Raw genomic sequence first — 26,040 nt, forward strand, 5'->3', positions numbered from 1 at the left:
TGCCGCGCATCCGGAGGGAGGCGGGAAATGGCAGGATCTCTTCGCAGGACAGGCGCTTCATGGGCCGAAGCGGTGATGCCATGAACCCGGACCGGATGGCGACCGCGCCGCCGTTCAGCGACCGCGCCGAAGCAGGACGCATGCTTGCACGGCAGTTGAGCGAATACGCGGGACGTCGCGATGCGATCGTGCTGGCGTTGCCGCGCGGCGGTGTGCCGGTCGGCTATGAGGTCGCGCGGGTGCTGGGCGTCGAACTCGACGTGCTGATCGTGCGCAAGCTGGGCGTACCGCATTACCCGGAACTGGCTATGGGCGCGATCGCCTCCGGCGGCGCACTCTATCTCGATGAGCAGACCATCCGCATGGCAGGCGTCACCCAGCCGGAAGTCGTCGCCGTACTCGACGACGAACGCCGCGAACTGGCACGGCGAGAAGCGCTATATCGCGGACAGCGGCCGCCGCTGAATCTGGAAGGCCGCACAGCCATCGTCGTCGACGACGGCATCGCCACCGGCTCATCGGTACGTGTCGCCATCGAGGCTTTGCGCACCGGCAAGCCCGCTCGAATCGTGGTGGCCGTACCGGTCGCGCCGGAAAGCACGGCAAAACGGCTGGCCGGGCTCGCCGACGAGTTTGTCTGCACCCGCCCTGCGCGACACTTCGACGGCGTCGGCCCGTTCTATCAGGACTTCGGGCAGACAAGCGACGCTGAAGTATGCGCGCTTCTCGCTCGCGCCCATCAGGACATACCGTAATACACCCGCCCCGCCATTTCTCGCCGTGCGCGAGTTTCGCCCAATGGCTCGATGACAACAACAGCGACTGTTATGCATCGCTGGAAATCGCGCAGCCTCATTCCTGCGGAACCCAGCTATCGCCATACTTGACATAGGATCGCTTCACCGCGGCCCAGGCAATGCGATGGGCAATCTCCTCGCAGCGCGCATCCTCCGAGTGGGCCGCATAGGCGTGGTTGAAAGCGGCCCGATAGATGTCCTGCGCATGCTCCGGCAAGTGGCCTCGCACTGGCGAAGGTAGATCCGCGTTGGAATAGTAGGGCATAGCCTCTCTCTAAAGATCTGAAAACCGTCCTGGAAGCTACGGAACCAGCCCCCTACCGTTCACAAGTTTTTACCGCGTGGAAGATCGCGTAGCCTGAGTAGAAGGAACCTGAGCCTGCGAGCCGTCAACGAAAGCACTTTCAAATGCTCGCGCGAATTCCCCCAGCCTATTCTGCGCAAGCCGACCGATGCCCGCCGCAGCCTCCCGCCCTCCGCCGCCTGCGAATTGCCTGCACAGGTCGGCGGCTCCATAAGGGTGAGCGAGTGGAGCCCGCACGCTCACCATGTATTCGCCCTGAACGCTTTGACTCAGCACGGCGTGAGCAAGGTCAGGAAAACTCGTCGCCAGAAAATTGCCGAAAGCGCCGCGCACCCGTCGCGCCCACGGTTCATCGGGCAGCAGATAGATTTTTCCGCCCGCCATAACACTCTCCGGCGGCAAGCTCAAGGCCAGTTCCATGTCCCGGCGTAGTGCGTCGCACAGCGCGCGCGCAATCGGCTCGTTCGCCGCGAAGTCGAATGGGCTGGAGTAAGGGCGCACAGTTCTGTAAAGGCTGGCAGGCGGGATCAGCAGATCTGCCTCGCTCTCCCCATAGGCGTTGTAATTGATCGCCTCTCCCAGTTCGCGCAACTGTTCGGCTTGCTCCGGTTCGAGTGCGCATGTCGCGGCGAGGGTGCGGGCCGCGTGCAAGAGGTTGTCGCCATAGGCGCCGACGAGCGCCCAAAGGCGGTGCTGTCCTCCCACATGACGATCCACGAGCAGGCTCGTACAAATGTCGGGCGTCGTGTCGATGTAGAGCTTCAGGTTGGACGCTTCGGGAATGGCTCCTGCGAAGTGGTGATCGAAGTACTCCACTTCGGCTCCGTGTCGAAGCAATGCAAGCAAGGCTGTCCGATTGGAATCCAGAGAGATGTCCAGCACGGTCACGGAGAGGCCCGCCCCGAGCGGAACGCGGCCGAGCAGTTCCACGTCGCGCTTGACGCCGGTGATCAATACAGACCGCAATGGCTTCGACAGGCGCAACTGATGCAGTGCGCAGATTCCGTCGGCATCGCCATTGAACACATCGAAATGTTTCATGCCCTGTCACCGTACCGGATAGCGTCGCCAAAAAAACAGATCCACGATTTCAGTGAATACAGCCCCGATGTCAGCATTGTGCACCAGCAGGTTTCTAGCCACTGACAGCGCTCCGATTCACTCTATTCGCCGACTTATCCTCGATATTGACATGGCTCAATCCCGCGGTTCACCAGGCAGAAGCGCAAACATGACGAAGCATCATCGCATTCGATCCGCCGGCCGAGCCGATCGCGTTGACACACGTCAAGCCGTTATGGCGAACGAGCCCTATGCTCGATCCATAGCGAAGTTAATCAGGTTCCGGAGGCGATATGTTGAGAAGTACAGTGCTCGTTGGCCTGTTAATGCTGCCAGGCGCGTTTCTCGTTCTCGGCCTCGCCTGCATTCATCCGCGCCTTCGCAAGGAAATCGTCCAGTTCAGCGGTCTGTCCCGTCCATTGACGCGGGCGGGTCGCTCCTATGCCGGAATGCGGGCATGGTTGCTTCAACGCTGACGACAGGTTTCGCGAAATTGCCGGATCAAACGATTGCCTCGTTGCAACGCCGCCGGGCATCGGCCTGCGCGGCTTTGGCATACGATTGACTCACGTCAATGGCATCGTCGACAATCGCGGTTGAATAATCAGAATAATCACGTGTGTTGCGAACGTAGTCCGTCACGCCGGCCCAATCGGATAATCCTTATGCACAAGTCAATTGCGTGCATCGCCTCGCTCGCCATCTTCATTGCGGGGTGCGCGCATGATCAAACGGTCCCGCCGCAAGCCCAGGCACCCCAGTCGGCATGCGTGGCAGGGCCGCCAATCGATCTCGAACGGTACATGGGACGCTGGTACGTCATCGCGGACACACCGTTCCTGAGCGAATCCGATTATGTCGGCAGCTACGACGAGTGGACGTTGCGCAGCGACGGAAGCATCGACGACAAATATCTCGGCCGGCGTCACGGCTTCGATCAGCCGGCCACGGGAAGCCAGTTCGTAGCGAAGGTGATGTCCGGAACCGGCAACACGAAATGGCGAGTGGGACTGATCTGGCCGTTCGAAGTGGTGGTCGTCACCGCCTATGTGGACCCCGACTATCGTTACACGATTCGCTGCATGGCCGACGGCAATATGCTGTGGGTACTCGCGCGCGCCCCGGTGATGGACGACGCCACCTACGCCGGCATGCTGGCCCGGCTCGCCGCTATGGGCTTCAACACTGACCGGCTACGCAGGGTTCCGCAAACGGCGGGGCAAGTCGGCCAACCCGATTTTCAATGAGCGTTGCGCGGCAACGGAACCAGGCGGGAACGCGCATGACAACCTTCCCCAGGCACGCGGCAACGAATGCCGGCACGCCACCGGATAATCGTGCGGACCCTACGTCTGCGCCGTATCAGGACGCACCTGGATTGCCCGAATCCGCGCGCAGAGCGCCACGGGTCCACTCAGATGCGCCGTCCGAACGTTCGGCGCGCGTGCGCCGCATGATCGAAAGCCCAACGTATCTGGAGGCGGACGAAGACCTCGCCTTTCTGCGACGCCCGGAAATGTGCGGCATCCGTCTGCAACTCGACTACTGGAAGACCGAAGAGACGCTGCAGCGACATGCAATACATCACACGATCGTGGTGTACGGCAGCACACGGATCGTCGCGCCGGCAGCCGCGCGTCGACGGGTCGAAGAGGCGCGGCGGGCGCTGGAAAACCGGCCCGGCGAGCCTGAGAGCCAGAGCGCGCTACAAGTCGCAAAACAACTGCTCAAGCGTAGCCACTACTACGGCATCGCGCGCGAATTCGGCCGCATTGTCGGCAGCGCGCAGGGCACGGGAGCGCTGTCGTCGCTGGCCATCGTCACGGGCGGCGGCCCCGGCATCATGGAAGCGGCGAATCGGGGTGCGTACGAGCTTCAGGCGCCGAGCATCGGCTTGAATATCTCGTTGCCCCGCGAGCAGGAACCCAACCCGTATGTCACGCCTGAACTCTGTTTCAGGTTTCACTATTTCGCCATTCGCAAACTGCATCTGCTGGAACGCGCACAAGCCGCCGTGTTCTTTCCCGGCGGCTTTGGAACCTGTGACGAGTTGTTCGAGGTGTTGACCCTGCTGCAAACGAACAAGATCCGGCGCCTACCCGTAGTGCTGGTCGGTGAATCGTTCTGGCGCCGCGCTATCAATTTTGATTTTCTGATCAGCGAAGGGATGATCGCGCCACAGGACGCCGCGCTATTCCGTTTTTGCGAAACAGCGGCGGACATCTGGTCCAGCATCGTTCGTTGGCATGCGGCACATGATGCGCGATCATCTGCTCAGGGGCCTGCCGCCGGCCACCTCTGAAAGGCCGGCCGGATCGGCAGCCGTGCCGTCGGCTGAAGGTTGCCGGGCCGGGCGTGCGTTGCCAGCAACCTGCCAGCAACCTGAACGACGCCGTAAGACAACCGTCAACGACGACAATGAGCCTCGCGACGGCGAGGCTACGCCGTCAACCAACCAACAGACGATCGACCACGGCCTTCACACCGGGCGTCGAGCGCGCGGCCCCGGTCACGATGGAACGCTCGGTGACCGAACTGAGACGTCCCGACAGGGTTACCTTCCCGTCTTCGACTTCGACACCCACATGCTTCAGCTCGCGATCGGTATGGCGCTGAATGGCTTTGCGGATGCTGTACTCGATGTCGAGCGGGGAAGCCGAGCCACGGATTTTGATTTCGTTTGTCACGCCCGTCACGCCGCGCATATGAACGACGTTTTTCTCGGCGATATGGCTGCGATAACCGTCCTCGACTTCGCCGCTCAATGTCACCCAACCCTTCTCCACCTGGATCTTGATCGCATGGTCTTCGAGACCCGCGATCCAGTCGAGGGCGACGCGCACATTCAAGGCGATGTCCTCGTCGGTACGCCGCTCGGACTCCCGCAGCTTCACGTCGATGGCGACGACCACGGCCACCACACCGGCGATTCTCATCGCACATTTTTCAGCCGCGACTTTCGTCGCGTAGTCCGGGACGTGTCCGCTGATCGTCACGATGCCGTCGACCACGGCAACGCCTATTCCGTTTGCGTCGACGGCCGGACTGTGCCTCAGTTCGTCCTCGACTTCCTGCTTCAGTTGACTGTCCGACTTCATGGAATTTCTCCTCCGACTTGACCTTGCAACGCGATGGGGCATGGCTGCGAACTGATTGAGCGCGGCGACTATTCCGGCGGGCGAGCCGTGTTCCGCCGCCAATGCGCCACGTATCCAGACTATTGCTGCCCGGCCCGATGCGATTGATCGAGGTCAAGGGCCACGCGACGCCGTGCGCCGTAATTGATCACGGTGCGCTCTGACTATGCATCGACGCGCGGCAATGCGGGCAGTTCATCCGCGCGTCGCCGGTGGAGCGCTCCTGCAAGACGATGTGCAGATCCAGCCCACCGCGACGCGGAACGTCTACCGTCTTCGCGAACTCCGTGCGCCCGGCATGCGCGACGATACGATAACGTCCGGCCGGAAGCATCACGAACAGGAACGGGCCTTCGGTGCGGGTGTCCAGAACGGCATGGCCCGACGCGCTTGCGATCGTCACGTCCACATCGGAGAGGTAGTTGCCCGCGGCGGCGGTAAACGTCATGCGCAGGCTGTAGCGAGGTGCAAGCGCGCGAAACGCTTTCGCGTCGTCCTCACCGATGCCGCCCGTCATGTACAGCACGCCGTCGCGGCTGACCGGCTCGGGCAGTGTTTGCGCGGCGAGCGCCGCGCTCATGGCGAGAAACACGAATGCGACACCGATGCGCAGCAAGCGTGGATTGAACAATGGCATAACGAGTAGATCTCCAGGTTCGTGAACGTCTGGAGGCGTTCCGCGCCGGCGTTTCGGCCGCTCCCCGCGTTCACATGGCGCAATACGCGCAAAGTGTGTTCAGCCGATGTTCAGCCGATGCCCGCCGCCCGTTTCATTCCTCGGGGCAAGGCCGCGCCAGCAGCAACGGCGTGCGGGCGAGACGCGCGGTGCGCGCGGCCACGCTGCCGAGAAGCCAGCGTGCGACGCCACGCCGCCCGTGGGTGCCCACGACGATCAGATCCGCCTGCCACTGTTCCGCGTCGCGGACAATTGCATGCGCTACGTCGTCACGCGACGGCGCCGTCTCGACTGCCTCAGTCTCAGCGTGATTCGGCAATTCGGCAAGAACCGTCGCTGCCGTCTCCAGAATCACCTTTCCTTCTTCGACGAACGCTTGCTCGAGGACGCTGATCGGCACGATATCGGTCAGGCGGACAGCACGATCTATCACGTAGATCGCACGAAGACGGGACTCGGGTGTGGCGAGTTGCAGCCCGAAGTGCAACGCGTCGAGCGAAGCGGCGCTTCCGTCCAGCGCGAACAGGAGCCGGCGCGGCGATGTCCGGATCTCCGCTTCATAGCCGGCAGGCACAACGAGAATCGAACACGGTGCCTCGGTCGTGACGAATTCCGACACCGTTCCTTCGACCCAGCGCAACATGCCGTGATGCTGGCGAGCGCCCATGACCAGCAGATCCGCCTTCCATTCGGCTGCGGCATCAATCAATGCGTTTGCGGTGTAGCCGCCTTCCCTTGAAATTTCCGTGACGCCCGATTCCACGTCGATACCGGCATCCGCGAATATCTTTCTGGCGCGCGCCACGGCTTCGTCCGCATCGTGGGCGAGTTCGGTGCGCGCGAGTTGCAGTTCGGCATCCGTCATCGATCCGAGCGGCAAGAGCACACGAGGATTTTCCGCCACACTCACAATGCGGATCCGGGCACCGGGTAGCGTCAGGTGGCGCACGTATGCCACTGCGCGCGCCGACTCCGGCGACGTGTCGACGGCCAGGAGTATCCGTTGGATTGCGCGAGTGGCGTTACCGCCGGAGGACGTTGTGCTCATGATCAGGTCTCCATGAGGGCGTGACATTCGCCCTGCTGACATCGAGGTCTGATTCTCTGCGCTCTGCTCTTCGACTCATTGATGCACGTCAAGTCGCTTCCACCGCCGCCCGCACGGCATTTATCGCTGACGCGCGAAGGAGCGCACCGCCATTGTGTGATGGAGCGGCCCTCGTCGCGTGCATTTGACGGGGATCAATCGCCCATCCGGGCGGGCCCATATGCTGGCCGAGGCAGAGCGATTGCGCCGTGCATCGCCGCAAATCGCCTCCAGCGAACAACGCCACTAAAAAGGACGTCCATGCCGCATCTGCTCGCCCGCGGTCTTTTCCAATTGCACAATCGATGCTGGCGCGCACTGTCCATTGGCTTATGCGGACTCGCGTTCATGTTCGGCGCACACGCGCAGACGCCGCCCACGCATGTGCCGATCCTGGTCTACCACCGCTTTGCCGCGACCGTGAACGATTCCATGACGGTCCGTGTCGCGACCTTCGAGGCACAATTGCGATTCCTGAAAGAACGCGGCTATCAGGTGGTGCCGCTGCGAGACGTCGTGAACTGGCTGCGCGATCCTTCCGTGAAGCTACCGCCACGGCCGATCGTCCTGACCGTCGACGACGGCCATCGGTCGGTCTTCGACGAACTGCGGCCAATCGTGGAGCGCGAGCGTCTGCCGGTCACACTCTTCGTCTATCCTTCGGCCATTTCGAATGCTTCCTACGCGCTGACGTGGGAGCAATTGCGCACGCTCAAACAGACCGGCCTGTTCGACGTTCAGTCGCATACGTACTGGCATCCCAACTTCAAGGTCGAACGGCGCCGCCGGACGCCCGCGGATTTTCAGCATTTCGTGCGGACCCAGCTCGACATGTCGCGGCAGCGCATCGAGGCCGAAGTCGGGGGCGAGATCAATCTGCTGGCGTGGCCATTCGGCATTTGCGACGATGAGTTGATGGCGCTGGCCTCCGGGGAAGGTTATATCGCGGCATTTTCGCTGGAGGGACGCAGCGTGGATAGGCATTCGCGCATGCTCGCCCTGCCGCGCTTCCTGATGGTCGATTCATATGGGGTCGCGGGTCTGGCCGCGCTGCTCGGCGAGCCGGCGCCTCGGGCCGCCCCGAACTCCAGCGGCGATTGAAACAAATGAAGTGACAAATGAAGAGACAAATAAAATGGCCACACTTTCATTCCTGCGCGGCACCGCGCTAGCGCTTGCGGTTCTCGTGACGAGCTTGCCGTGCAGCGCGGCAACGGGCGTCGTCATCGACGAAGTTACGGCGAAACCGATACCACACGCGTTTGTCACAAGCCCGTCCGGCGTACAGCAAGCGGACGCAGACGGCCGCTTCGAGTTCGAGTCGTCCATCACCCGCATCGCTGCGCGGGCACCCGGCTATCTGCGCACAGAGGTCGACACGAACGGCGAGGCGCCGCTGACGCTCAAGCTCACGCCCTTTCGCCCCAAAGCGGTGTATCTCTCGGTATATGGCGTGACGAGCACCACGCTGCGCGACGAAGCACTCGCACTCACGCAGACCACGGCCATCAATGCACTGGTGATCGACGTCAAAGGCGATCGCGGTCTCACGCCTTATCACAGCGCGGCACGCGACGCGGTCGGCGCATCGGCCCAACTGAAGGGCAATGGACCGATTGCCCGCGATTTCCCGGCACTGCTCGCCGAACTGCATGCCCGGCATCTTTACCTGATCGCCCGCATCGTCGTGTTCAAGGACGACCCGCTCGCCGATGCCCATCCGGCATGGACGGTGCGCGATGCAAACGGCAATCCGTGGCGCGACCGCGAACATTTGCAGTGGCTGGACCCATTCTCGCGCGAGGTGTGGCGGCACAATCTCGATGTCGCCGAAGAGGCGGCCAGAATGGGCTTCGACGAAATCCAGTTCGACTATGTCCGCTTTCCCGACGCGGGCGGCCTGCACTTTTCGCAAGCCAATACACGGGCCAACCGCACGGCTGCGATCGTGGGTTTCCTGCAGGCCGCGCGTACGCGCCTCGCGCCCTACAACGTATTCGTCGCGGCGGATATCTTCGGCTACGTCTGCTGGAATCTGGATGACACCGCCATCGGCCAGCAGATCGAACTGCTCGGCGCCCCGCTCGACTACATCTCGCCGATGCTGTATCCCTCCGGCTTCACATGGGGTTTGCCGGGTTGCACGAATCCGGTTGCCGATCCGGGGCAGATCGTCCGGCGCTCGCTCGACGAGGCGGTGCAGCGGACGCATTTGCCGAGCGTGCGGTTTCGCCCCTGGCTGCAGGCGTTTCGCGACTATGCGTTCGACCACCGCGATTTCGACGCAGCCCAGATCCGCGCCCAGACCCATGCCGCGGATGCCGCCGGCAGCGACGGCTGGATGCTATGGAACCCGCGCAATCGTTACGATGCCGCGGACATGCCGCGATGAGACGCCGGCTGGCCCGAGCCGTGCCGGCAGCGGCACTGGCGATTGCGCTGCTGCACGCGCCGCCGTTCGCGCGCGCCGCGCCGCTCGACGCCGGCATGCGTGCGGAGCTCGGCCGCATTGTCGCCGGCCAGATCGAAGCCGGCCGGCTGCCCGGCGCCGTGGTGGTGGCGGGAACCGCGAGCGAGGTGCAGTATCGCGAGGCGTTCGGCCAACGCATGACCGAGCCTTACCGGGAAGCGATGACTGTCGGCACCGTCTTCGATCTGGCCTCGCTGACCAAAGTGATTGCGACCACGACGGCGGTCATGCAGCAGGTCGAAGCGGGACGCATCGACCTCGATGCTCCCGTGATGCGCTATTGGCCCGAGTTCGGCGCGAATGGCAAGGAAGCGGTCACGGTGCGCGAGTTGCTCGCGCATAGGTCCGGGCTGCAGGCGGATCTGAACTCGCGGCCGGCAGGCGGCACACGTGCAAGCGTCCTGAACGATATCGCGCGGCAACGACTGCGCGCGAGGTCGGGCGAACGCGTGATCTACAGCGATCTGAATTTCGCCACGCTGGGCGTGCTCGTCGAGCGCGTGACCAGTCAACCTTTCGATGTGTATTGCCACACGCATATTTTTGCGCCGCTCGGCATGCGGGACACCGGCTTTCTTCCCGACGCGCGGCACGCTGCGCGCAGCGCCGCGACGACAGCGGACCGCCTCGGCATGCGCCGCGGCCGCGTCCATGATCCGCTCGCCAGCTGGATGCAAGGCATTGCGGGAAACGCCGGCCTTTTTTCCACCGCCGACGACCTCGCCCGTTTCGCGCAGATGCTGCTCAACGGCGGCCTCAGCGCGACAACGCGCGCAAGACCGGCAACGCGCGTGCTCCTGGCATCCAGCATCGAGGCTCTGGCGGCGGCCGTTTCGCCGTTGCCCGTCCAGCCCTGGCGCGGCCTCGGCTGGGAGCTCGCGAGCCCGCTGGTGGCAAACCGCGACCGCTTGCCGCCGATCGGCGCGATCGACCACACCGGTTACACCGGCACCGGCATCTGGGTGGATTTCGTCACGCGCCGCTTCGTCGTGATCCTGACCAACCGCGTGCACCCGAACGATCAGGGCGACGCACGGCCGCTGCGCGCGCAGATCGTCGCCGCGATCGCGAGCGCTGCGCCGCCGCGCACCTCTGCCGACATCCGCACCGCAGTGCCCGCCGCGGCGCCTGCCCTGACTTGGGCGAGCCGCCTGCCGGGCGCCGCAGGCCCGGTCAGGAGCGGCCTCGACGTGCTCGAAGAGCAGCAGTTCGCGCCGCTGACCGGCCGGCGTATCGGTCTCGTGACCAACCGCACCGGATTCGACGCCGCAGGCACCCGCACCGTCGACGTTCTCGCGCACGCGCCCGGCGTCACGCTTGCCGCGCTGTTCTCGCCGGAGCACGGTCTGAATACCGACGTCGACGAACGCGTCGGCGATTCTCGCGATCCGGCCACCGGCCTGACCGTGCACAGCCTGTATGGCGGCACACGGCATTTCCCCGCCGGCTCGCTCGACGGCATCGACGCGCTCGTATTCGACATCCAGGACGCGGGCGTGCGCTTTTTCACCTATGAGACGACCCTCGGCTATGCGCTCGAAGCCGCGGCGTCGCGCGGCATTCCACTCTTCGTGCTCGATCGTCCTGATCCGCTGGGCGCGGACCGCTTCGGCGGCCCCGTGCTCGACGAGGGACACGAATCGTTCACCGGCTACTTCGCGCTGCCGCTCGAGCCGGGACTGACGGTCGGCGAGCTTGCGGCCCTCTTCAATCGCGAGCGCCACATCGGCGCCGATCTGCGCGTGATCCCCATGAGCGGCTACCAGCGCACGATGCGCTTCGCGGACACCGGCCTCGGCTGGGTGCCGCTCTCGCCGAATCTGCGAACACTCACGCAGCTGGCGCTGTATCCGGAAGTCGCGACGATCGAAGGCGCCAATGTGAGCGTGGGCCGCGGCACGCCCACGCCGTTCGAGCTCGTCGGCGCGCCGTGGATCGACGGTGCGAGTCTCGCCGCCACGCTGAACGCGCTCGATACCGGCGCCCGCTTTACGGCCACCGACTTCGTGCCGACCGAATCGGCCTGGCGCGGCCAGTTGTGTCACGGCGTACAGATCGCACGCGATCCGGACGCCGCGGCGGCGCACGTCGGCCGTCTGGGCCTCGCCCTTGCCGTAACGCTGCATGCGCTCTACCCTACGCGCTTCGACGTCGCCGCGACACGCGACGCGATCGGATCCGGCGCGGTATGGCAGGCGTTGCGCGATGGAGTAGGACTCGATCAGATCGACGCGATCGCGACGCAGGAAAGCAACCGTTTCGCGCCCTTGCGTGACAGGTATTTGCGTTACTGAGTCTGCATTGTCAAGCGCGACCGTCCTTGCACGCACGGGGTTGCTTCGCCTGATCTGCGTCAATGGGCGACAGGGATTTCGGGCTAACCTGGAATGGCACCCGTCGTGGGCAGCGTGGCGCTGCCGCGGCCACCCCCAGGCACACTTCAACGGAGTCCGATATGACCGACATGCCACTCCTTGCGTACGAGCCCGCACCCGTGTTGCGGCCCCCACTCGCCAGCGGCGAAACGCCTGCCGTGATCGCGTTGCCCAAACCCGATCTGAACACCGGCGTGCCGCTGATGACCGCCTTCGCACAGCGCGCCAGTTGTCGCGCGTTCGCGCCGACGGCGTTGCCGCCCACCTTGCTCGGCGAGTTGCTCTGGGCCGCCGACGGGATCAATCGGCCCGCGACCGGCGGGCGCACCGCGCCGTCACCGCATTCGTTCAATGAAATCGATATCTACGCCGCGCTGCCCAATGGCGTGTATCGCTACGACCCGCCGAACCACCAGCTCGTCCTCAAGCACGCAATCGACGCGCGCGGACAGACCGGCTATCAGGACTTCGTCGGTGAGGCGCCGCTCGATCTCGTCTACGTGGTCCGCACGTCGCGCATACTGGAGATGCCCGCGCAACAGCGCGAGCGCTTTTCGGCTGTGACGGCCGGAGCGATTGCGCAGAACGTCTCGCTGTATTGCGCGTCGGCGGGGCTGGCCAGCGTGATCCGGGGCTGGATCAACCCGCGACTGCTCGCGAATGCGCTGTCTCTCAACGAAGACGAACTGCCGATTCTCACGCAGACGGTCGGCTTCAGTCCGACGTGACTGCACGGACATCGCAGCGACAGCTACTGACGGGCACTTACAGGCCCGCCGGTATCTCGTCCTGATCGCGTGGGCACCTGACCAACAGCACCGGAACGTGGGCGCCCCGCAAGAACGTTTCCGCGACGCTGCCCTGGAGCAGCCGACCTATGCCATGCCGGCCTTGCGTGCCCATCACCACGAGGCCGGCGCCCTGGCGTTGCACACAACGGGCGAGACAGTGCGGGATATCGTCCGCCGCGCTCTCCGTCTCCTCGATCTCGGTATCGCCGGGCACACCACGCTCGGCCATGGCCCGGCGCGCCTCATCGAGGGCGAGCCGGCCGTCTTCACGCAGCACGTCACGAAGCTGGTCGGGATTGAAATAGCCCGCGTAACGGGACGCACACCACGGATGGACGACATACACCGCATGCAGCCGCGCTTGCGTGAGCTGCGCAAATTGCAGCGCTTCATACAGCGCCCATCTGGACGACTCGCTGCCGTCCAGCGCCACGACGATCTTCTGATACATGATCCGCTCCTCGCAGACGTTGCAGACACCCGCCCGACGTCCTGATACCGCTCATCGCGGCAGAATAGCTGGATCATCGGCGCGAACGGCTCCACGCGCCTGACTTGCGTCAAGCAATCGCATGACGAGCCGGGAAAGCGAGGCTTCGCGCGAAAACATCGGCCGCCTGCGCCCATCACGCTATGCGCCGTGCGCGTCGCGAGCCGGCGATAAAGCCCTGCGTGCACACCAGGCCAACGCTTGATCAAGCTCAACGACTCGTGCGGCCCTCCGCCCACAATGACCCGATCGACAAGCGGCGGGCAACACGACAGTCACCTTCCCGCTGGCCTGCTTTTCCAACATCGGTACATTCGGGAGATACGACATGGCGGAACATCTGTGCGAACTTTGCGGCGTCAGGCCTGCGACCATCCGGGTCGCGGTCATTCAGGGCGGACGCAGAAGGCAACTCGATGTTTGCGACTATCACTACGCGCAGCTCACGCGGCATCAACGACAGGTGTCGCCGCTCGAATCGCTGTTTCGGGGCGGCCTGTTCGACGGATTACTGGACTCGGGCACAGACGGCTTCGGCGCTGAACCAGCCGCCACGCGTCACGACGGCCCGGTGAACAAAGGCGTCGACCTGCAACAGCATTTCAGCGAGCAGGCGAAGGAAATACTGCAACGTGCCGCCGAACGCGCCGTGCAATTCGGCCGCCATGAGGTGGACACCGAACACGTGCTTTATGAACTCGTCGAAAGTGAAGCAGTACAGCGCATTCTGTCGGCGCTGAAGATCTCCGCCAGCGATCTTCAAAAGCATATCGAAGCAAACGCGCCAAAGGGGCACGTCACGTCCAAAGCGCCGCAAGGCGAGATCTCCGTTTCGCCACGCCTGAAAAGTGCGCTCGAACGCGCCGTCATCGCGTCGCGCGAATTCGGACAGAACTACGTCGGCCCCGAACACATTCTTACCGGCCTCGCCGAGGTCACCGACAGTTTTGCCGGCGATCTGTTGATGAAGTACGGCCTGTCGCCTCACCTGTTGCGTCAGCAGACGCTGAAGCAGGCCGGCCAGGAAGAAGCCGCGCAAGCTCCCAGCGACACGCCGCAGCTCGACAAATATAGCCGCGACATCACGCGGCTCGCCCGTGAAGGCAAGCTCGATCCGGTCATTGGACGATCGAAGGAAACAGAGACGCTCGTCGAGGTGCTCGCCCGGCGCAAAAAGAACAACCCCGTGCTGATCGGCGAGCCCGGCGTCGGCAAGACGGCGATTGTGGAAGGACTCGCGCTGCGCATGATCAGCGGCGACGTGCCGGAAACATTGCGCGAAAAGCGCCTGATCGAACTCAATGTCAACTCGCTGGTCGCGGGCTCGAAATACCGTGGCGAATTCGAGGAACGCGTCAAGCAGGTGATGGACGAAATCGCCGCGCACAAGGATCGGCTGGTTCTCTTCGTCGACGAAGTGCACACCATCGTCGGTGCGGGCCAGGGCGGCGGCGAAGGCGGCCTGGATATCGCCAATGTGTTCAAGCCGCCGATGGCGCGCGGCGAGCTCAATCTGATCGGCGCGACCACGCTCGCCGAATACCAGAAGTACATCGAGAAAGACGCCGCGCTGGAACGGCGCTTCCAGCCGGTGCTGGTCGGCGAGCCGAGCGTGGAGCAGACTATCGGCATTCTGCGGGGGCTGCGCGACCGTCTGGAAGCGCACCACAAGGTCACGATTCTGGATGAAGCGTGCGTGGCCGCCGCCGAACTGTCCGACCGCTACATTACGGGCCGCTTCCTGCCGGACAAGGCCGTCGACCTGATCGACCAGGCGGCCGCGCGCGAGCATCTGTCATCCACATCCCGCCCGGCGGAGGTGCTGGAACTCGAATCGGAAATCGCCCAGATCCGGCGCGAGCAGGAATACGCGACGTCGCACAAACAGTTCGAACGGGCGAAGGCGCTCGGAGAACAACTGTCAGGCAAGCAAACCCAGCTCGACGACTCGACCGAGGCATGGAAGCGGCGTGTGAGCACGAGCACCGCGGAGGTGACCCGTACGCTGGTCGCCGAGATCGTCGCGAAAATGACGGGCATTCCGGTTGCCGACCTGACGCAGGAGGAGAAAACCAAACTGCTGCAAATGGAGGACCGCCTGCACCGGCGCGTGATCGGCCAGGAAGAAGCGATCAGCGCGGTAAGCGATGCGGTGCGGCGAAGCCGCGCGGGTTTGCAGGCCCGCCATCAGCCGCTTGCCGTGTTTCTGTTCCTCGGCCCGACCGGCGTCGGCAAGACCGAACTGGCGAAGGCGCTCGCCGAAGTCGTATTCGGCGACGAGGACGCCATTGTGCGTATCGACATGAGCGAGTACATGGAGCGGCACGCGGTGGCGCGACTGATCGGTGCGCCGCCCGGCTATGTCGGCTACGACGAAGGCGGCCAGTTGACCGAGCGCGTGCGGCGGCGTCCGCATAGCGTGATTCTGCTCGACGAAATCGAAAAAGCGCATCCGGACGTCTACAACGTGCTGCTGCAGGTATTCGACGACGGCCGCCTGACCGACGGCAAGGGCCGCGTCATCGACTTCGCCAATACGCTGATCATCGCGACCAGCAACCTCGCCTCCGACGTCATCACGGGCACGCCGCGCAAGCGTCCCGGCTTCATCGCGGCGGACAACGACATCGTTGCCGGCAAGAGCCCCCGTAAGGACCGGCAGCCCGACGGCGTGCGCGAAGGTGTGATGACAGTGCTGCGGTCACATTTCCGCCCCGAGTTCCTGAACCGTATCGACGAGATCATCATTTTCGAGTCGCTCAACGCCGACCAGATCCGTTCGATCGTGCGCCTGCAACTCGACAAGGTGGCGCACATCGCGAAGAGTCAGGACATCGACATCGTGTTCGACGACAGTATCGTCGATCAACTGGCGAAGGAGGCTTACCGGCCCGAATACGGCGCGCGTGAACTGCGGCGGCGCATTCGCCAGGTCATCGAAAATCCGCTCGCAAAGCAGATGCTCGACGGCGCGGTCCGCGAGGGCAACCGGGTGGTGTGCCGGTTCGATCCGCTCCAGGACGATACGGTGTTCGAACTGAGCGAAGCACCGCAGCAGGAGCTCGCCGGCACAACGCAGCAGGACAAACAGAAAGACCCGGACGCCGGCAATGGTGCGGCCGACACCGGGCCGGCCGCCAAACCCGCGCGCAAGCGTGCCAGCCCGGCGCGCAAGCGCGGCAACACGGACGGCGGCGACCACGCCGCGGGATAAAGCGAGCGGCGCCGGGCATGACAGCCCGGCGCTCCGCTAGACCGGCTGCGTGGTGGCTGCCGCGAGTTCCGCGATATCGTCGGTGATTTCGTCCTGACGGACCCGGCGATAGCTCTGCGTCAGTTCCTCGAGCGTATCCCGCACATTGGTGCGGGCGGCCAGCATCGCGTTCACCCTCGCCTCGTTTTCCGCGGCGAACGAGAGCATCAGTGCCTCGCAGATCTCGACAAACACATATTCCTCGACCAGACCCGGAAGCAGACGTTCGACCGGCAATGTGAGCAGCGGCGGCACAGCGCGCCTCGCCACCTGAAAGCGCGAATAATCAAACGGTATCAACCGGTGCTCGACCATCTTGCCGGCGGCGGTGCCGCCGCCCGGCAGCGCATGGATGATCGAGACGTGATCCACCGCGCGAACGCCGAGACGCGCGTAGAGCGCATCGGTAATGCGGTTGGCCAGAGACGGCACTTCGTCGGCGTGGGACACCGCGGGCGAACTCCATGCGACCGCAAGGCGGCGCTCGCTGGCCGCCATCTCGCCGCGCGTGCCGACGAGCAGCAGCTCGCACCGTGCGCTATCGACGCGAGTCCGTACATAGTCCAGCACCTGCTCGTTGAATGAGCCGACGAAGCCCTGCTCCGAGCACAGCGCGATCACGATCCGCGCGCCATGATCCGGCTCGTCCAGAGGTGCCTGCGCCCCTCTGCCGTAGGCCAGCACGGCGCCGATCGCGGCCCCCACGGTCGCAGCCGACGAGCGGATACCGGGCAGCCGCCGCTGCGCTTCGCGTGAGCGAGCTGCGGCAATGCCGCGCATCGCGCCGATCACGGCGTCCAGTTGGCGCGCGGTGGCGGTACGCGCTTCGATTTCCGCGAGTCTGCCGCTCATTTGCCACTCCCGGTCCGGGCGGGGACATTCGCCGCTTCCTGCGTCAGGCGCTGCACGATCTCGCGAACCGTCGTGACGAGCGCGGCCTGCGTGGCGGGATCCAACGGCGCATCCACCCAGCCGGCTTCCATGCTTGCGCCCGGCAGTTGTTGCGCGAGTTGAGCCCGCGCTTCAGTGGCAATCGCCGGCGGCGCGGCATCGAACACACCCTCCGCCAGTGCGGCAAGCAGCGCGATTTCATCCACCGTGCGCAGCGGCCTGAATCGCGGTTGCGCGATCAGTGCCCGGATGCGTTCGCCGCGCGCGATCTTACCGGCGACGTGGGCATCCGTCAGACCGCCGAAGCGGCTGAACATCTCGAGCTCCAGGAACTGCGCGTAGTCGAGCCGCAAACGGCCCGACACCTCGCGCAAGGCTGGATGCTGCGCCTTGCCGCCCACCCGGCTCACGCTCAGCCCGACGTCCACGGCAGGACGCTGGTTGGCTGCAAATAGCGCGGCATCCAGCACGATCTGGCCGTCCGTGATCGAAATCAGATTGGTCGGGATATAGGCGGACAGATTGCCCGCGTCGGTTTCCGCGATCGGCAATGCCGTCAATGAGCCGCCGCCGAGCTTGGCCGACAGCTTCGCCGCGCGTTCGAGCAACCGCGCGTGAACGTAGAAGATGTCGCCGGGATAGGCTTCGCGTCCCGGCGGCTCGCGTGTGAGCAGTGCCAACTCCCGATGGGTCGCGGCATGCTTGGTGAGATCGTCGATGACGACCAGCGCGTGCTGCCCGCGGTCGCGAAAGTACTCGGCGATCGTGACGCCCGCGAACGGCGCGATCCATTGCAATCCGGCCGCCGAAGCCGCCGGCGCCACCACGAACACGCAGCGCTCGGGCGCGCCGTAGCGGCGCACGGATTCGATCACCTGCTGCACGGCCGTCGAGCGCTGGCCGATCGCCACATAGATGCAGATCATGTCCGAGTGCTTCTGGTTGACGATCGCGTCGAGGGCCAGGGCGGTCTTGCCGGTTGCACGATCGCCGATGATCAGTTCCCGCTGTCCGCGACCCACGGCGAAGAGCGCGTCGACGATCAGCACGCCGGTTTCGACAGGCTCGCTGACCAGGTCGCGATCGATGATCGCCGGTGCGGGCCGCTCGATCGGCATGCGCTTCGCCGCGGACACCGGCTCGTCGCGATCGAGCGGCCGGCCTAGCGGGTCGATCACGCGCCCGAGCAGGCCTTCGCCGACCGGCACCTCGATCACCGCGCCGGTGCGAGTCACGCGCGCGCCGGCTTCGACCGTGGCGCCGTCGTCCAGCAGCACGACGCTCATCAGATCGGCTTCCAGCGTATGCACGAAGCCGCTCGCGCCGCTTTCGAAGCGCAGCAGTTCGTCGAGCGCCGCATCGGCCAGCCCCGAAACGAACGCGATACCGTCGCCGATCCGCTCCACGCGGCCGAGCGTGTCGGCATAAGGCGCGGCCGCCGTGCGAGCCAGCGCCTTGCGCTGCGCCGCGAGCCAGGCGTCGTCGCTCATTTCAGCGGGCAGCATGACTGTCATCGAGCAGCGCCTCCTTGATGCGAACGAGTTCCGCGCCGAAGCTATTGCGCACCACGGCATGCGGCGAGCGCAGTTCGAGGCCGGCTATCAGTTGCGGATCCACTTCGAAGTTGACCGGCACATCGCGCTTCAGGCACGTTGCCAGCATCGCGCGGCACTGGTCCTGTTCCTGCGGGCTCAACGCTCGCGGCGCGGCGAGTATCGGCACCGCGCCATCCTCCCAGAATCCGCCACGCGCGCTTTCCGGAAGTCGTGCGATTCCCTCGGCGAGGCCGTCGACAAAACCGCTCACGCGCATGCTCTCTGGCAACCTGTCGAGCAGCTTGGCGGCGATATCCACGGCAAGCCGGCTGGCGCGTTCGGACGCGAGTTTGTCCTGCTCGGCGCGCGCTCCCGCGGCTTCGCCTTTCGCCGCTGCTCGCAATGCGTCCGCGTCGGCCTGAGCGGCGTTCAGAAGCGCCTGCTTCTGCGCCGCGGCTTCCGCCGCGACGGCTTTCATGGCTTCGCCGTGCGCCGCCGCGAGCTGCTGCGTTTCCTGGGTTGCCTTGTCGCGTTCCTGCACTGCTACGAGCTTCGCCGCCTCGGCATCGGCGATCAGGGCCTGCGCCGTCTTCTGACGTTCAGCGATGATGCCTGCGACCGGGCGGAACAGGAAACGCGCAAGCAGCCATATCAGCACCAGTGCATTGATGGTCTGAAGCGCGAGCGTCCACCAGTCGATTCGCATGGTGTCCGCCTATTTCGCAAACGGGTTGGCAAACAGCAGCAGCAAGGCGATCACGAGGCAATAGATCGCCATCGTCTCGATCATGGCCAGCCCGACGAACAGCGTGCGCGACACGGTGCCTGCCGAATCCGGCTGCCGTGCGATCGCGTCCATTGCCGCGGCGACCGCCCGGCCTTCGGCAAGCGCCGGCCCGATCGCGCCGAACGAGACGGCAAACGCTGCCGCGGCGATACTGACGACTTCGATAAGGTTATTCATGAGACTTCGCCCTTTTTGACACTGACATGGTGCGGATCGCCGATCGCGGCGCCGATGAAGACCATCGAGAGAACAGCAAAGATGTAGGCCTGGACCGCGCCCGTGAGCAGATCCAGCGCCATGAGCGGAATCGGCACCAGCAGGCCGGCGAGCGACAGCAGAATGCCGATCACGAACACGCCGCTCATGACGTTGCCGAACAGGCGAACCACGAGTGAGAACGTGCGCGTGATCTGCTCGACGACGTTCAGCGGAATCATCACCCAGCTCGGCTCCGCGAACGACGCGAGATAGCCCGTCGCGCCGCGGCTGCGAATGCCGTAAAAGACCGTGGCGCCGAGCACGATCAGCGCGAGCGCGGCGTCGGTTTCGAGGTGCGCGGTAGGCGGCGTGACGCCCGGCACCAGCGCGCACCAGTTGGCGACCAGTACGAAGATGAACAGCGTGCCGATCAGCGCGCGATACGTTGCCGCCTCGGTTTGCATGGTGTCGCGAATCTGCTGGTCGATCGTTTCGACGAGCAGTTCGAGCGCGGTTTGCGTCTTCCCTGGCGCAAGCGAGAGTCTTCGGCTCAGCACGACGGCCCCGGCGGTGACAATGGCCATGATGCCCCAGGTGATCAGCACGGGCCCGGTGATCGGGACCGGGCCAAGCTGCAGAAGCGGCGAGATGGTGAGCGGTGATTCGGTCATGACAGGCCTCCGTAACGCCGCAGCGCGATCCTGCGTGTGAGCAGCACGCCCGCCATCCCCGCAAGCAGCGCCAGCGCGCCGACGCGTACGAGCACGAACAGCAACGCACAGGTCAGCGCGATGCGCGCGATTTGCAGTGCCAGCGCCGCTAACGTTCGGCCAGCCGTGAACAACGGCCAGTTCCAGCGCAGCGAAAGGAAATGCCACGCGCCCGCGACCACGCCGACCGCGAGTCCGATCACGAGCTGGGCGGCGAGCGGCGGTAGCGGCCATGCCAGCGCACTATTCACGGTGTGCTCCTTGTTGACGATGCATCCATTTCCATGCGGACCAGAAACCGAGCGCTGCTCCCAGCATCAGAAGCGGCGCCGAGAAAAATACCCGCGTACCGAAAGTGCGGTCGAGCCAGTGTCCCAACGCAAGCCCAAGCAGTGTCGGCACGACGATGGCCCAGCCAAGAATGCCGATCTGGCCGAGCCGGGTGCCGAGCGACGGCTCCGGCTCCGCACGCCCGCGCGCCGCGCGTTCTGCGGCCTGCTGGGCCGCGCCGGCCAGCTTGTCCTCACGAGGAGTGCGCTCGTCGCGCCGCGGTGTGCTCATTACAGCGTCGCTCCCGTGCCGTCCGGATTTGCGCCGTCGCCCCCGGCCCGCGGCCGCAGGTAGCGCAGCATCTGACGCACCGCGCGCGCATGCAGCCGCATCTGGTCGACGCGGGCACGCCGCACCGCTTCGTCTTCGTCGGCGTGACGGCTGCGCACGATCGCCTCGAGGCCTTCCAGCGAATCGCCCGGAATCGCTTCGCGGCAAGCGATGGACACCGTCGCGCCGCCCGACACCAGCAGCACGCCGCCGTTCACCGCGCAGTAGCGCAACTCCTTGTCCGTGCCCGTCCAGCGGACCACCGACGACGTCAACTGGGTGACGAAATCGGCATGCCCAATACGGATGCCGAACGAACCGCTTGCGTCTTCCGCCCGCAACGAGACGATTTCGACGCCGTCGAACCAGACTCGCGACGGCGTCGCGATGGTGAGCCTCAAAGCATCCTTGCTCATGCCGTCGACTCCTTTCCAGCAGGAGCAGCCTGTTGCGCGGCGGTCTGTTGCGCGGCGGCCGCTTCCCTTTGGCGCCCTTCATCGAGTGTGCCGATCATGTACAACGAACTCTCCTGCCACGTATCGCATTCGCCCGCGAGAATCGCCTTGCAGCCGGCAATCGTATCGGCGAGCGCGACCGAGCGGCCGGGCTCGCCCGTGAACGCCTCGGTCACTGCGAACGGCTGGGTCAGAAAGCGTTGCAGGCGCCGCGCGCGGCCGACCAGTGCGCGGTCTTCGGCGCCCAGTTCTTCCACACCCAGCAACGAGATCACATCCTGCAACTCACGGTAATGCTCGATGATGCGGCGCACTTCTGTTGCGACTGCCGCATGTTCTTCGCCCACCACCAGCGGATCGAGCAGGATCGACGACGACGCGATCGGATCGACGGCGGGATACATGCCTTCGGCCGCCATCGAGCGGGACAGCACGACCATGCTGTCCAGGTGCGCGGCAATCGCGGTCACGGCGGGGTCGGTGAAATCGTCGGCGGGCACGTACACCGCCTCGATCGCCGTCACCGACACGCCGCCCACGGACACGATGCGTTCCTGCAAGCCCGCGACTTCGGTCGCCAGCGTGGGCTGGTAACCGACTCGCGACGGCATGCGCCCGAGCAGACCCGACACTTCGGCGCCCGCCTGCACGAAGCGAAACACGTTATCCATCAGCAACAGTACGTTTTGCCGACGTTCGTCGCGAAAGTATTCGGCGATCGTCAACGCCGTGAACGGCACGCGCCAACGTGCGCCCGGCGGCTCGTTCATCTGTCCGTAAACCAGTACGGTGCGCGGCAACACGCCGGAGGTCCGCATGTCGAGCAGCATCTCGTGACCTTCGCGCGAGCGTTCGCCGACGCCGGCGAACACGGAGATACCTTCGTAGCGCTCGACCATTGCATGAATCAGTTCCATCACCAGCACGGTCTTGCCGACTCCGGCGCCGCCGAACATGGCCGCCTTGCCGCCCTGAGCGAGCGGCGCGAGCAGATCGAGCACCTTGATGCCGGTCGAGAACAGTGTGCTGGTGCCCTTGAGCGACGCCAGCGGCGGCGCCGCGCGATGAATCGGACGACGCTCGATCTGCGCGGGAAGCGCCGGACCGTCGTCGCGCGTCGCGCCGGTTACATCGAGTAGACGGCCGAGCACCGCTTCACCGACCGGTGTTTCAATCGGGCCGCCGGGAACTTGCACGCGTGTGCCGCGCCGCAACCCGGCCGTGGTCTGCAAGGCCAGTGCGCGCACCATCGTTTCGCTCAGATGCGCCTGGATCTCGGCGAGCACCGGCGCAAGATCGTCCGGCGTGACGACGAGCGCATCGCCGACAGCGGGAAGCGCGTCGCTCTCGAACCTGACGTCGACGATCGCGCCGCGCACGGCAACAACGTAGCCATCCCGCGCCGTCGACGGGGTTGCTGAAGACGCTGCTGCTGGATGACTCGGCATGGTTGGGGCTTCCGCGGCAATGTGTGAACAGCCAGAAGATATTCCTGGAATGAAGCGCAAAACTGACTTTCATCAAGTGTCTAAGAAATAGGGACGAGAAAAGCGTGGGCCGCGAAGAAACTCTCCGCCCTTGCGCCGGACCTGCCGGTGCGCGGGCATGCGACCTTGCACGGACTGATCCAGATCAACTGACGGGCCTTCATGAAGTGACCTAATCCAGCTATCTAAAAAACAGTGAGGTCCGTCATGAAGAACCTGGCAGATTCATTTTCGGCACCATCCGTTCCAACTCCGGCCGGCCAGACTGGCAGCGCAGTAGCAAAGCCATTGCGGCTCGGCCTGCTCACCGCGCTGGTGATCGGTTCGATGATCGGCAGCGGCGTCTTCTCCCTGCCGCAAAACATGGCATCCGGCGCGGGCGCCGCTGCCGTGCTGATCGGCTGGTTGATCACCGGCGTCGGCATGTTGATGCTGGCGTTTGTCTATCAGACGCTGACAACCCGCAAGCCTGAACTCGACAACGGCATCTACGCTTATGCGCGCGCCAGTGCCGGCGACTTCGTCGGCTTCAATTCGGCCTGGGGCTACTGGGTCAGCGCGTGGATCGGCAATGTCGGCTATCTCGTCATCGTGTTCGGCACGCTCGGCTACTTCTTCCCCATATTCGGCGACGGCAATACGCCTGCGGCCGTGCTGGGCGCATCCATCGCACTATGGATCATGCATGCCGTGATCCTGCGCGGCGTGCGCAGCGCGGCGGTGCTCAACGCGATCACCACGGTCGCCAAAGTGATCCCGCTGCTGCTGTTCATCGTGCTCGCGGCCATCGCCTTCAGAAGCCATGTGATCGCTCAGGACTTCTGGGGCAATGCGAAGCTCGGCAGCGTCTTCACGCAAGTCAAAAGCACCATGCTGATCACCGTGTGGGTGTTCATCGGTATCGAAGGCGCCAGCGTGTTCTCGGCCCGCGCGCAGCGGCGCGAGGATATCGGGCGCGCCACCCTGCTCGGCTTCGTTGTGGTCCTGCTTCTGCTGATGGCAGTCTCCCTGCTGTCGCTCGGTATCGTGCCGCAAGGCGATCTCGCCGCGATGAAGAACCCCTCGATGGCCGGCGTGCTCGACAAGGCCGTCGGTGCCTGGGGCGCGGTGCTCATCAGCATCGGCCTGCTGGTGTCGGTGGGCGGTGCGTTGCTGGCGTGGACCCTGCTGGCGGCGGAAACACTCTTCACGCCGGCGAACGGCGGCGTCATGCCGAAGTTTCTGGCGCGCGAAAACAGTCACGGCGTACCGGCCAATGCACTCTGGGTGACCAACGGACTGGTGCAACTGTTCCTGATCATCACGCTCGTCTCCAACGCGACCTATCAGGCGCTGATTTCGCTTGCGACTTCGATGATCCTGATCCCGTATCTGTTCTCCGCCGTCTACGCGACTCGCATCGCCATGCGCGGAGAAGGTTACGCGCCGGCGGAAGGCGCACGCACCCGCGACATGCTGATCGGCGCGGCCGCAACCGTTTATTGCTGCTGGCTGCTGTATGCCGCCGGTCCCAAGTATCTGCTGCTCTCCGCTCTACTCTACGCGCCCGGCGTGCTGCTGTACGGCTGGGCAAAACGCGAACGCGGCGCACGTCTGTTCAAGCCGTTCGAGGCGGTGATCCTCGCGGCTCTGCTCATCCTCGCCGCCGTGGCGGCATGGCTGCTGTCCACCGGCGCGCTCGGTTTGTAAGCCGCCGATCTTCAGGAGAAACTCAATGACATTCGGCGTCTATTCCGAAATAGGCACGCTGCGCAAGGTGATGGTCTGCCGCCCGGGACTTGCCCAGGCGCGCCTGACACCGGCCAATTGCCGCGACCTGCTGTTCGACGACGTGCTGTGGGTATCGCAGGCAAAGAACGATCATTACGCATTCGTCAGCACGATGCAGGAGCACGGCGTCGATGTGCTGGAGATGCACGATCTGCTGGCCGACATCCTGCAAGGCCGCGAGGCGCGCGACTGGGTGCTGGAACACAAGCTTGCGCCCGGCACCGTGGATGCGGAACTGGCGGCGCAGCTCAGACCCTGGCTCCAGGAGATGGAGCCGGGCGAACTCGCCACACGCCTGATCGGCGGGATCGTTCGCGCCGAATTGCCATTCGAGGCCGACGGCCTGCTCGCGCAATGCACGCCGCCCTCGGGATTCATTCTGCCGCCGCTGCCCAACACGCTCTTCACGCGCGACAGCAGTTGCTGGATCAACGACGGCGTCGTGCTCGGATCGATGTACTGGCCGGCGCGGCAACAGGAGACGCTGCTCGCCACCGCCATCTACCGCTTCCATCCGCTGTTCAGCAGCGGGACACGCGTCTGGTGGGGCGGCCCGGAGACGGACCACGGCGGCGCGACGCTCGAAGGCGGCGATGTCATGCCGTTGTCGCGCGACGTCGTGCTGATCGGCATGGGCGAGCGGAGTTCGCCGCAAGGCGTCGCGCAACTCGCGCGGGCGCTGTTCGCCGGCGAATCGGTCAAGCAGGTGATTGCTGCGCAGCTGCCGCGCTCGCGCGGCGCGATGCATCTCGACACGGTATTCACCTTCTGCGATCGCGACCTGGTCACGATCTTTCCCGAAGTGGTCGATGCGATCCGTTGCACGAGTTTGCGCCCCGGCAAGCAGCCGGGTCAGCTCGACGTGCGGGCCGAGAGCGCGCCGTTCCTGGACGTGGTCGCGCAGGCGCTGGGTATCGGCACGCTGCGCACCGTCGCCACCGGCGGCGATACGTGGGAGTCCGAGCGCGAGCAATGGGACGACGGTAACAATGTGATCGCGCTCGCACCGGGCATCGTGGTCGCCTACAACCGCAATGTGTACACCAACACGCTTCTGCGCAAGGCAGGTGTGGAAGTCATTACGATCCCGAGCGGCGAACTCGGCCGCGGACGCGGCGGCGGCCATTGCATGACCTGCCCGATCGAACGCGCCCCCCTCTGACGC

25 protein-coding genes are annotated in these 26,040 nt (G+C 64.8%); 10 read left to right on the forward strand and 15 right to left on the reverse strand.

The window, feature by feature from the left end; translation table 11 throughout:
* Window positions 1-59: 59 nt before the first annotated feature.
* Window positions 60-755: a phosphoribosyltransferase gene (locus tag PDMSB3_RS11280; RefSeq protein WP_007181557.1), complete on the forward strand. Its 696-nt coding sequence runs from the start codon at window positions 60-62 to the stop codon at window positions 753-755.
* A gap of 97 nt (window positions 756-852) precedes the next feature.
* Here PDMSB3_RS11280 and PDMSB3_RS11285 read toward each other — a convergent pair whose 3' ends face one another.
* Window positions 853-1,062 (reverse strand): ChaB family protein, encoded by a 210-nt coding sequence (locus PDMSB3_RS11285; protein WP_007181556.1) that lies wholly within the window; start codon window positions 1,060-1,062, stop codon window positions 853-855.
* A 69-nt stretch (window positions 1,063-1,131) separates the two neighbouring features.
* Entirely contained in the window at window positions 1,132-2,142 is a 1,011-nt protein-coding gene (locus tag PDMSB3_RS11290; protein ID WP_007181555.1) for a hypothetical protein, read from the reverse strand.
* 686 nt (window positions 2,143-2,828) lie between these two features.
* Here PDMSB3_RS11290 and PDMSB3_RS11295 point away from each other — a divergent pair.
* Together PDMSB3_RS11295 and PDMSB3_RS11300 are read left to right on the forward strand one after the other, a co-directional pair.
* Window positions 2,829-3,410 carry a lipocalin family protein gene (locus PDMSB3_RS11295; protein ID WP_007181553.1) on the forward strand — a complete coding sequence of 194 codons (582 nt, stop codon included), beginning with the start codon at window positions 2,829-2,831 and terminating at the stop codon, window positions 3,408-3,410.
* A 35-nt stretch (window positions 3,411-3,445) separates the two neighbouring features.
* Window positions 3,446-4,465, forward strand: a complete 1,020-nt coding sequence (locus PDMSB3_RS11300) for an LOG family protein (RefSeq protein WP_007181552.1) — start codon at window positions 3,446-3,448, stop codon at window positions 4,463-4,465.
* 145 nt (window positions 4,466-4,610) lie between these two features.
* Here the strand turns inward: PDMSB3_RS11300 and PDMSB3_RS11305 are convergent, their stop codons facing one another.
* From PDMSB3_RS11305 to PDMSB3_RS11315, 3 genes are all read right to left on the reverse strand, one after another.
* Complete coding sequence (locus PDMSB3_RS11305; RefSeq protein WP_165186172.1) at window positions 4,611-5,261, reverse strand: BON domain-containing protein; 651 nt, start codon at window positions 5,259-5,261, stop codon at window positions 4,611-4,613.
* 187 nt (window positions 5,262-5,448) lie between these two features.
* Entirely contained in the window at window positions 5,449-5,937 is a 489-nt protein-coding gene (locus PDMSB3_RS11310; RefSeq protein ID WP_007181550.1) for a carboxypeptidase-like regulatory domain-containing protein, read from the reverse strand.
* Window positions 5,938-6,070: 133 nt separating this feature from the next.
* On the reverse strand, window positions 6,071-7,024 hold the full coding sequence (locus PDMSB3_RS11315; RefSeq protein WP_007181549.1) for a universal stress protein: 954 nt from the start codon (window positions 7,022-7,024) through the stop codon (window positions 6,071-6,073).
* A 387-nt stretch (window positions 7,025-7,411) separates the two neighbouring features.
* Between PDMSB3_RS11315 and PDMSB3_RS11320 the strand changes: the two genes are divergently transcribed.
* From PDMSB3_RS11320 to PDMSB3_RS11335, 4 genes are all read left to right on the forward strand, one after another.
* Window positions 7,412-8,164, forward strand: a complete 753-nt coding sequence (locus PDMSB3_RS11320; RefSeq protein ID WP_232064178.1) for a polysaccharide deacetylase family protein — start codon at window positions 7,412-7,414, stop codon at window positions 8,162-8,164.
* Window positions 8,165-8,198: 34 nt separating this feature from the next.
* Entirely contained in the window at window positions 8,199-9,455 is a 1,257-nt protein-coding gene (locus tag PDMSB3_RS11325; RefSeq protein ID WP_007181547.1) for a putative glycoside hydrolase, read from the forward strand.
* Complete coding sequence (locus PDMSB3_RS11330) at window positions 9,452-11,827, forward strand: exo-beta-N-acetylmuramidase NamZ domain-containing protein (RefSeq protein WP_165186177.1); 2,376 nt, start codon at window positions 9,452-9,454, stop codon at window positions 11,825-11,827. Before PDMSB3_RS11325 ends, PDMSB3_RS11330 begins: the two co-directional genes overlap by 4 nt.
* Window positions 11,828-11,988: 161 nt before the next feature.
* Window positions 11,989-12,636, forward strand: a complete 648-nt coding sequence (locus PDMSB3_RS11335) for a nitroreductase family protein (protein ID WP_007181545.1) — start codon at window positions 11,989-11,991, stop codon at window positions 12,634-12,636.
* A gap of 37 nt (window positions 12,637-12,673) precedes the next feature.
* Here PDMSB3_RS11335 and PDMSB3_RS11340 read toward each other — a convergent pair whose 3' ends face one another.
* Window positions 12,674-13,150, reverse strand: a complete 477-nt coding sequence (locus PDMSB3_RS11340) for a universal stress protein (RefSeq protein WP_007181544.1) — start codon at window positions 13,148-13,150, stop codon at window positions 12,674-12,676.
* Between the two features lie 367 nt (window positions 13,151-13,517).
* Between PDMSB3_RS11340 and PDMSB3_RS11345 the strand changes: the two genes are divergently transcribed.
* Entirely contained in the window at window positions 13,518-16,403 is a 2,886-nt protein-coding gene (locus tag PDMSB3_RS11345) for an ATP-dependent Clp protease ATP-binding subunit (protein WP_165186180.1), read from the forward strand.
* Between the two features lie 36 nt (window positions 16,404-16,439).
* On the opposite strand, the gene PDMSB3_RS11350 is transcribed toward PDMSB3_RS11345, so the two are convergent.
* From PDMSB3_RS11350 to atpD, 9 genes are read right to left on the reverse strand one after another with little or no spacing between them, the layout of a single operon-like run.
* A complete protein-coding gene (locus PDMSB3_RS11350) occupies window positions 16,440-17,294 on the reverse strand; it encodes a F0F1 ATP synthase subunit gamma (RefSeq protein ID WP_007181542.1) in 855 nt (284 codons plus the stop codon).
* Complete coding sequence (locus tag PDMSB3_RS11355; protein ID WP_007181541.1) at window positions 17,291-18,847, reverse strand: F0F1 ATP synthase subunit alpha; 1,557 nt, start codon at window positions 18,845-18,847, stop codon at window positions 17,291-17,293. Before PDMSB3_RS11355 ends, PDMSB3_RS11350 begins: the two co-directional genes overlap by 4 nt.
* Window positions 18,825-19,574, reverse strand: a complete 750-nt coding sequence (locus PDMSB3_RS11360; protein ID WP_007181540.1) for an ATP synthase F0 subunit B — start codon at window positions 19,572-19,574, stop codon at window positions 18,825-18,827. Before PDMSB3_RS11360 ends, PDMSB3_RS11355 begins: the two co-directional genes overlap by 23 nt.
* Before the next feature lie 9 nt (window positions 19,575-19,583).
* Entirely contained in the window at window positions 19,584-19,832 is a 249-nt protein-coding gene (locus tag PDMSB3_RS11365) for a F0F1 ATP synthase subunit C (RefSeq protein WP_007181539.1), read from the reverse strand.
* Window positions 19,829-20,524, reverse strand: coding sequence for a F0F1 ATP synthase subunit A (locus tag PDMSB3_RS11370; RefSeq protein ID WP_007181538.1), 696 nt, complete (start codon window positions 20,522-20,524; stop codon window positions 19,829-19,831). The genes PDMSB3_RS11365 and PDMSB3_RS11370 overlap by 4 nt, the downstream gene beginning before the upstream one ends.
* A complete protein-coding gene (locus tag PDMSB3_RS11375; protein ID WP_007181537.1) occupies window positions 20,521-20,814 on the reverse strand; it encodes an ATP synthase subunit I in 294 nt (97 codons plus the stop codon). The genes PDMSB3_RS11370 and PDMSB3_RS11375 overlap by 4 nt, the downstream gene beginning before the upstream one ends.
* A complete protein-coding gene (locus PDMSB3_RS11380) occupies window positions 20,807-21,124 on the reverse strand; it encodes an AtpZ/AtpI family protein (RefSeq protein WP_007181536.1) in 318 nt (105 codons plus the stop codon). Before PDMSB3_RS11380 ends, PDMSB3_RS11375 begins: the two co-directional genes overlap by 8 nt.
* The gene (locus PDMSB3_RS11385; protein WP_165186182.1) at window positions 21,124-21,579 is read right to left on the reverse strand and encodes a F0F1 ATP synthase subunit epsilon; all 456 of its coding nucleotides are present in this window, start codon (window positions 21,577-21,579) and stop codon (window positions 21,124-21,126) included. The genes PDMSB3_RS11380 and PDMSB3_RS11385 overlap by 1 nt, the downstream gene beginning before the upstream one ends.
* Window positions 21,576-23,066, reverse strand: coding sequence for a F0F1 ATP synthase subunit beta (atpD, locus tag PDMSB3_RS11390; protein ID WP_007181534.1), 1,491 nt, complete (start codon window positions 23,064-23,066; stop codon window positions 21,576-21,578). Before atpD ends, PDMSB3_RS11385 begins: the two co-directional genes overlap by 4 nt.
* A gap of 246 nt (window positions 23,067-23,312) precedes the next feature.
* Between atpD and arcD the strand changes: the two genes are divergently transcribed.
* Complete coding sequence (gene arcD, locus PDMSB3_RS11395) at window positions 23,313-24,794, forward strand: arginine-ornithine antiporter (protein WP_007181533.1); 1,482 nt, start codon at window positions 23,313-23,315, stop codon at window positions 24,792-24,794.
* 25 nt (window positions 24,795-24,819) lie between these two features.
* Window positions 24,820-26,037, forward strand: coding sequence for an arginine deiminase (locus PDMSB3_RS11400; RefSeq protein ID WP_165186185.1), 1,218 nt, complete (start codon window positions 24,820-24,822; stop codon window positions 26,035-26,037).
* Window positions 26,038-26,040 lie beyond the last annotated feature (3 nt).

It is taken from the genome of Paraburkholderia dioscoreae, from assembly GCF_902459535.1.
In the GTDB taxonomy this organism is placed as follows: domain Bacteria; phylum Pseudomonadota; class Gammaproteobacteria; order Burkholderiales; family Burkholderiaceae; genus Paraburkholderia; species Paraburkholderia dioscoreae.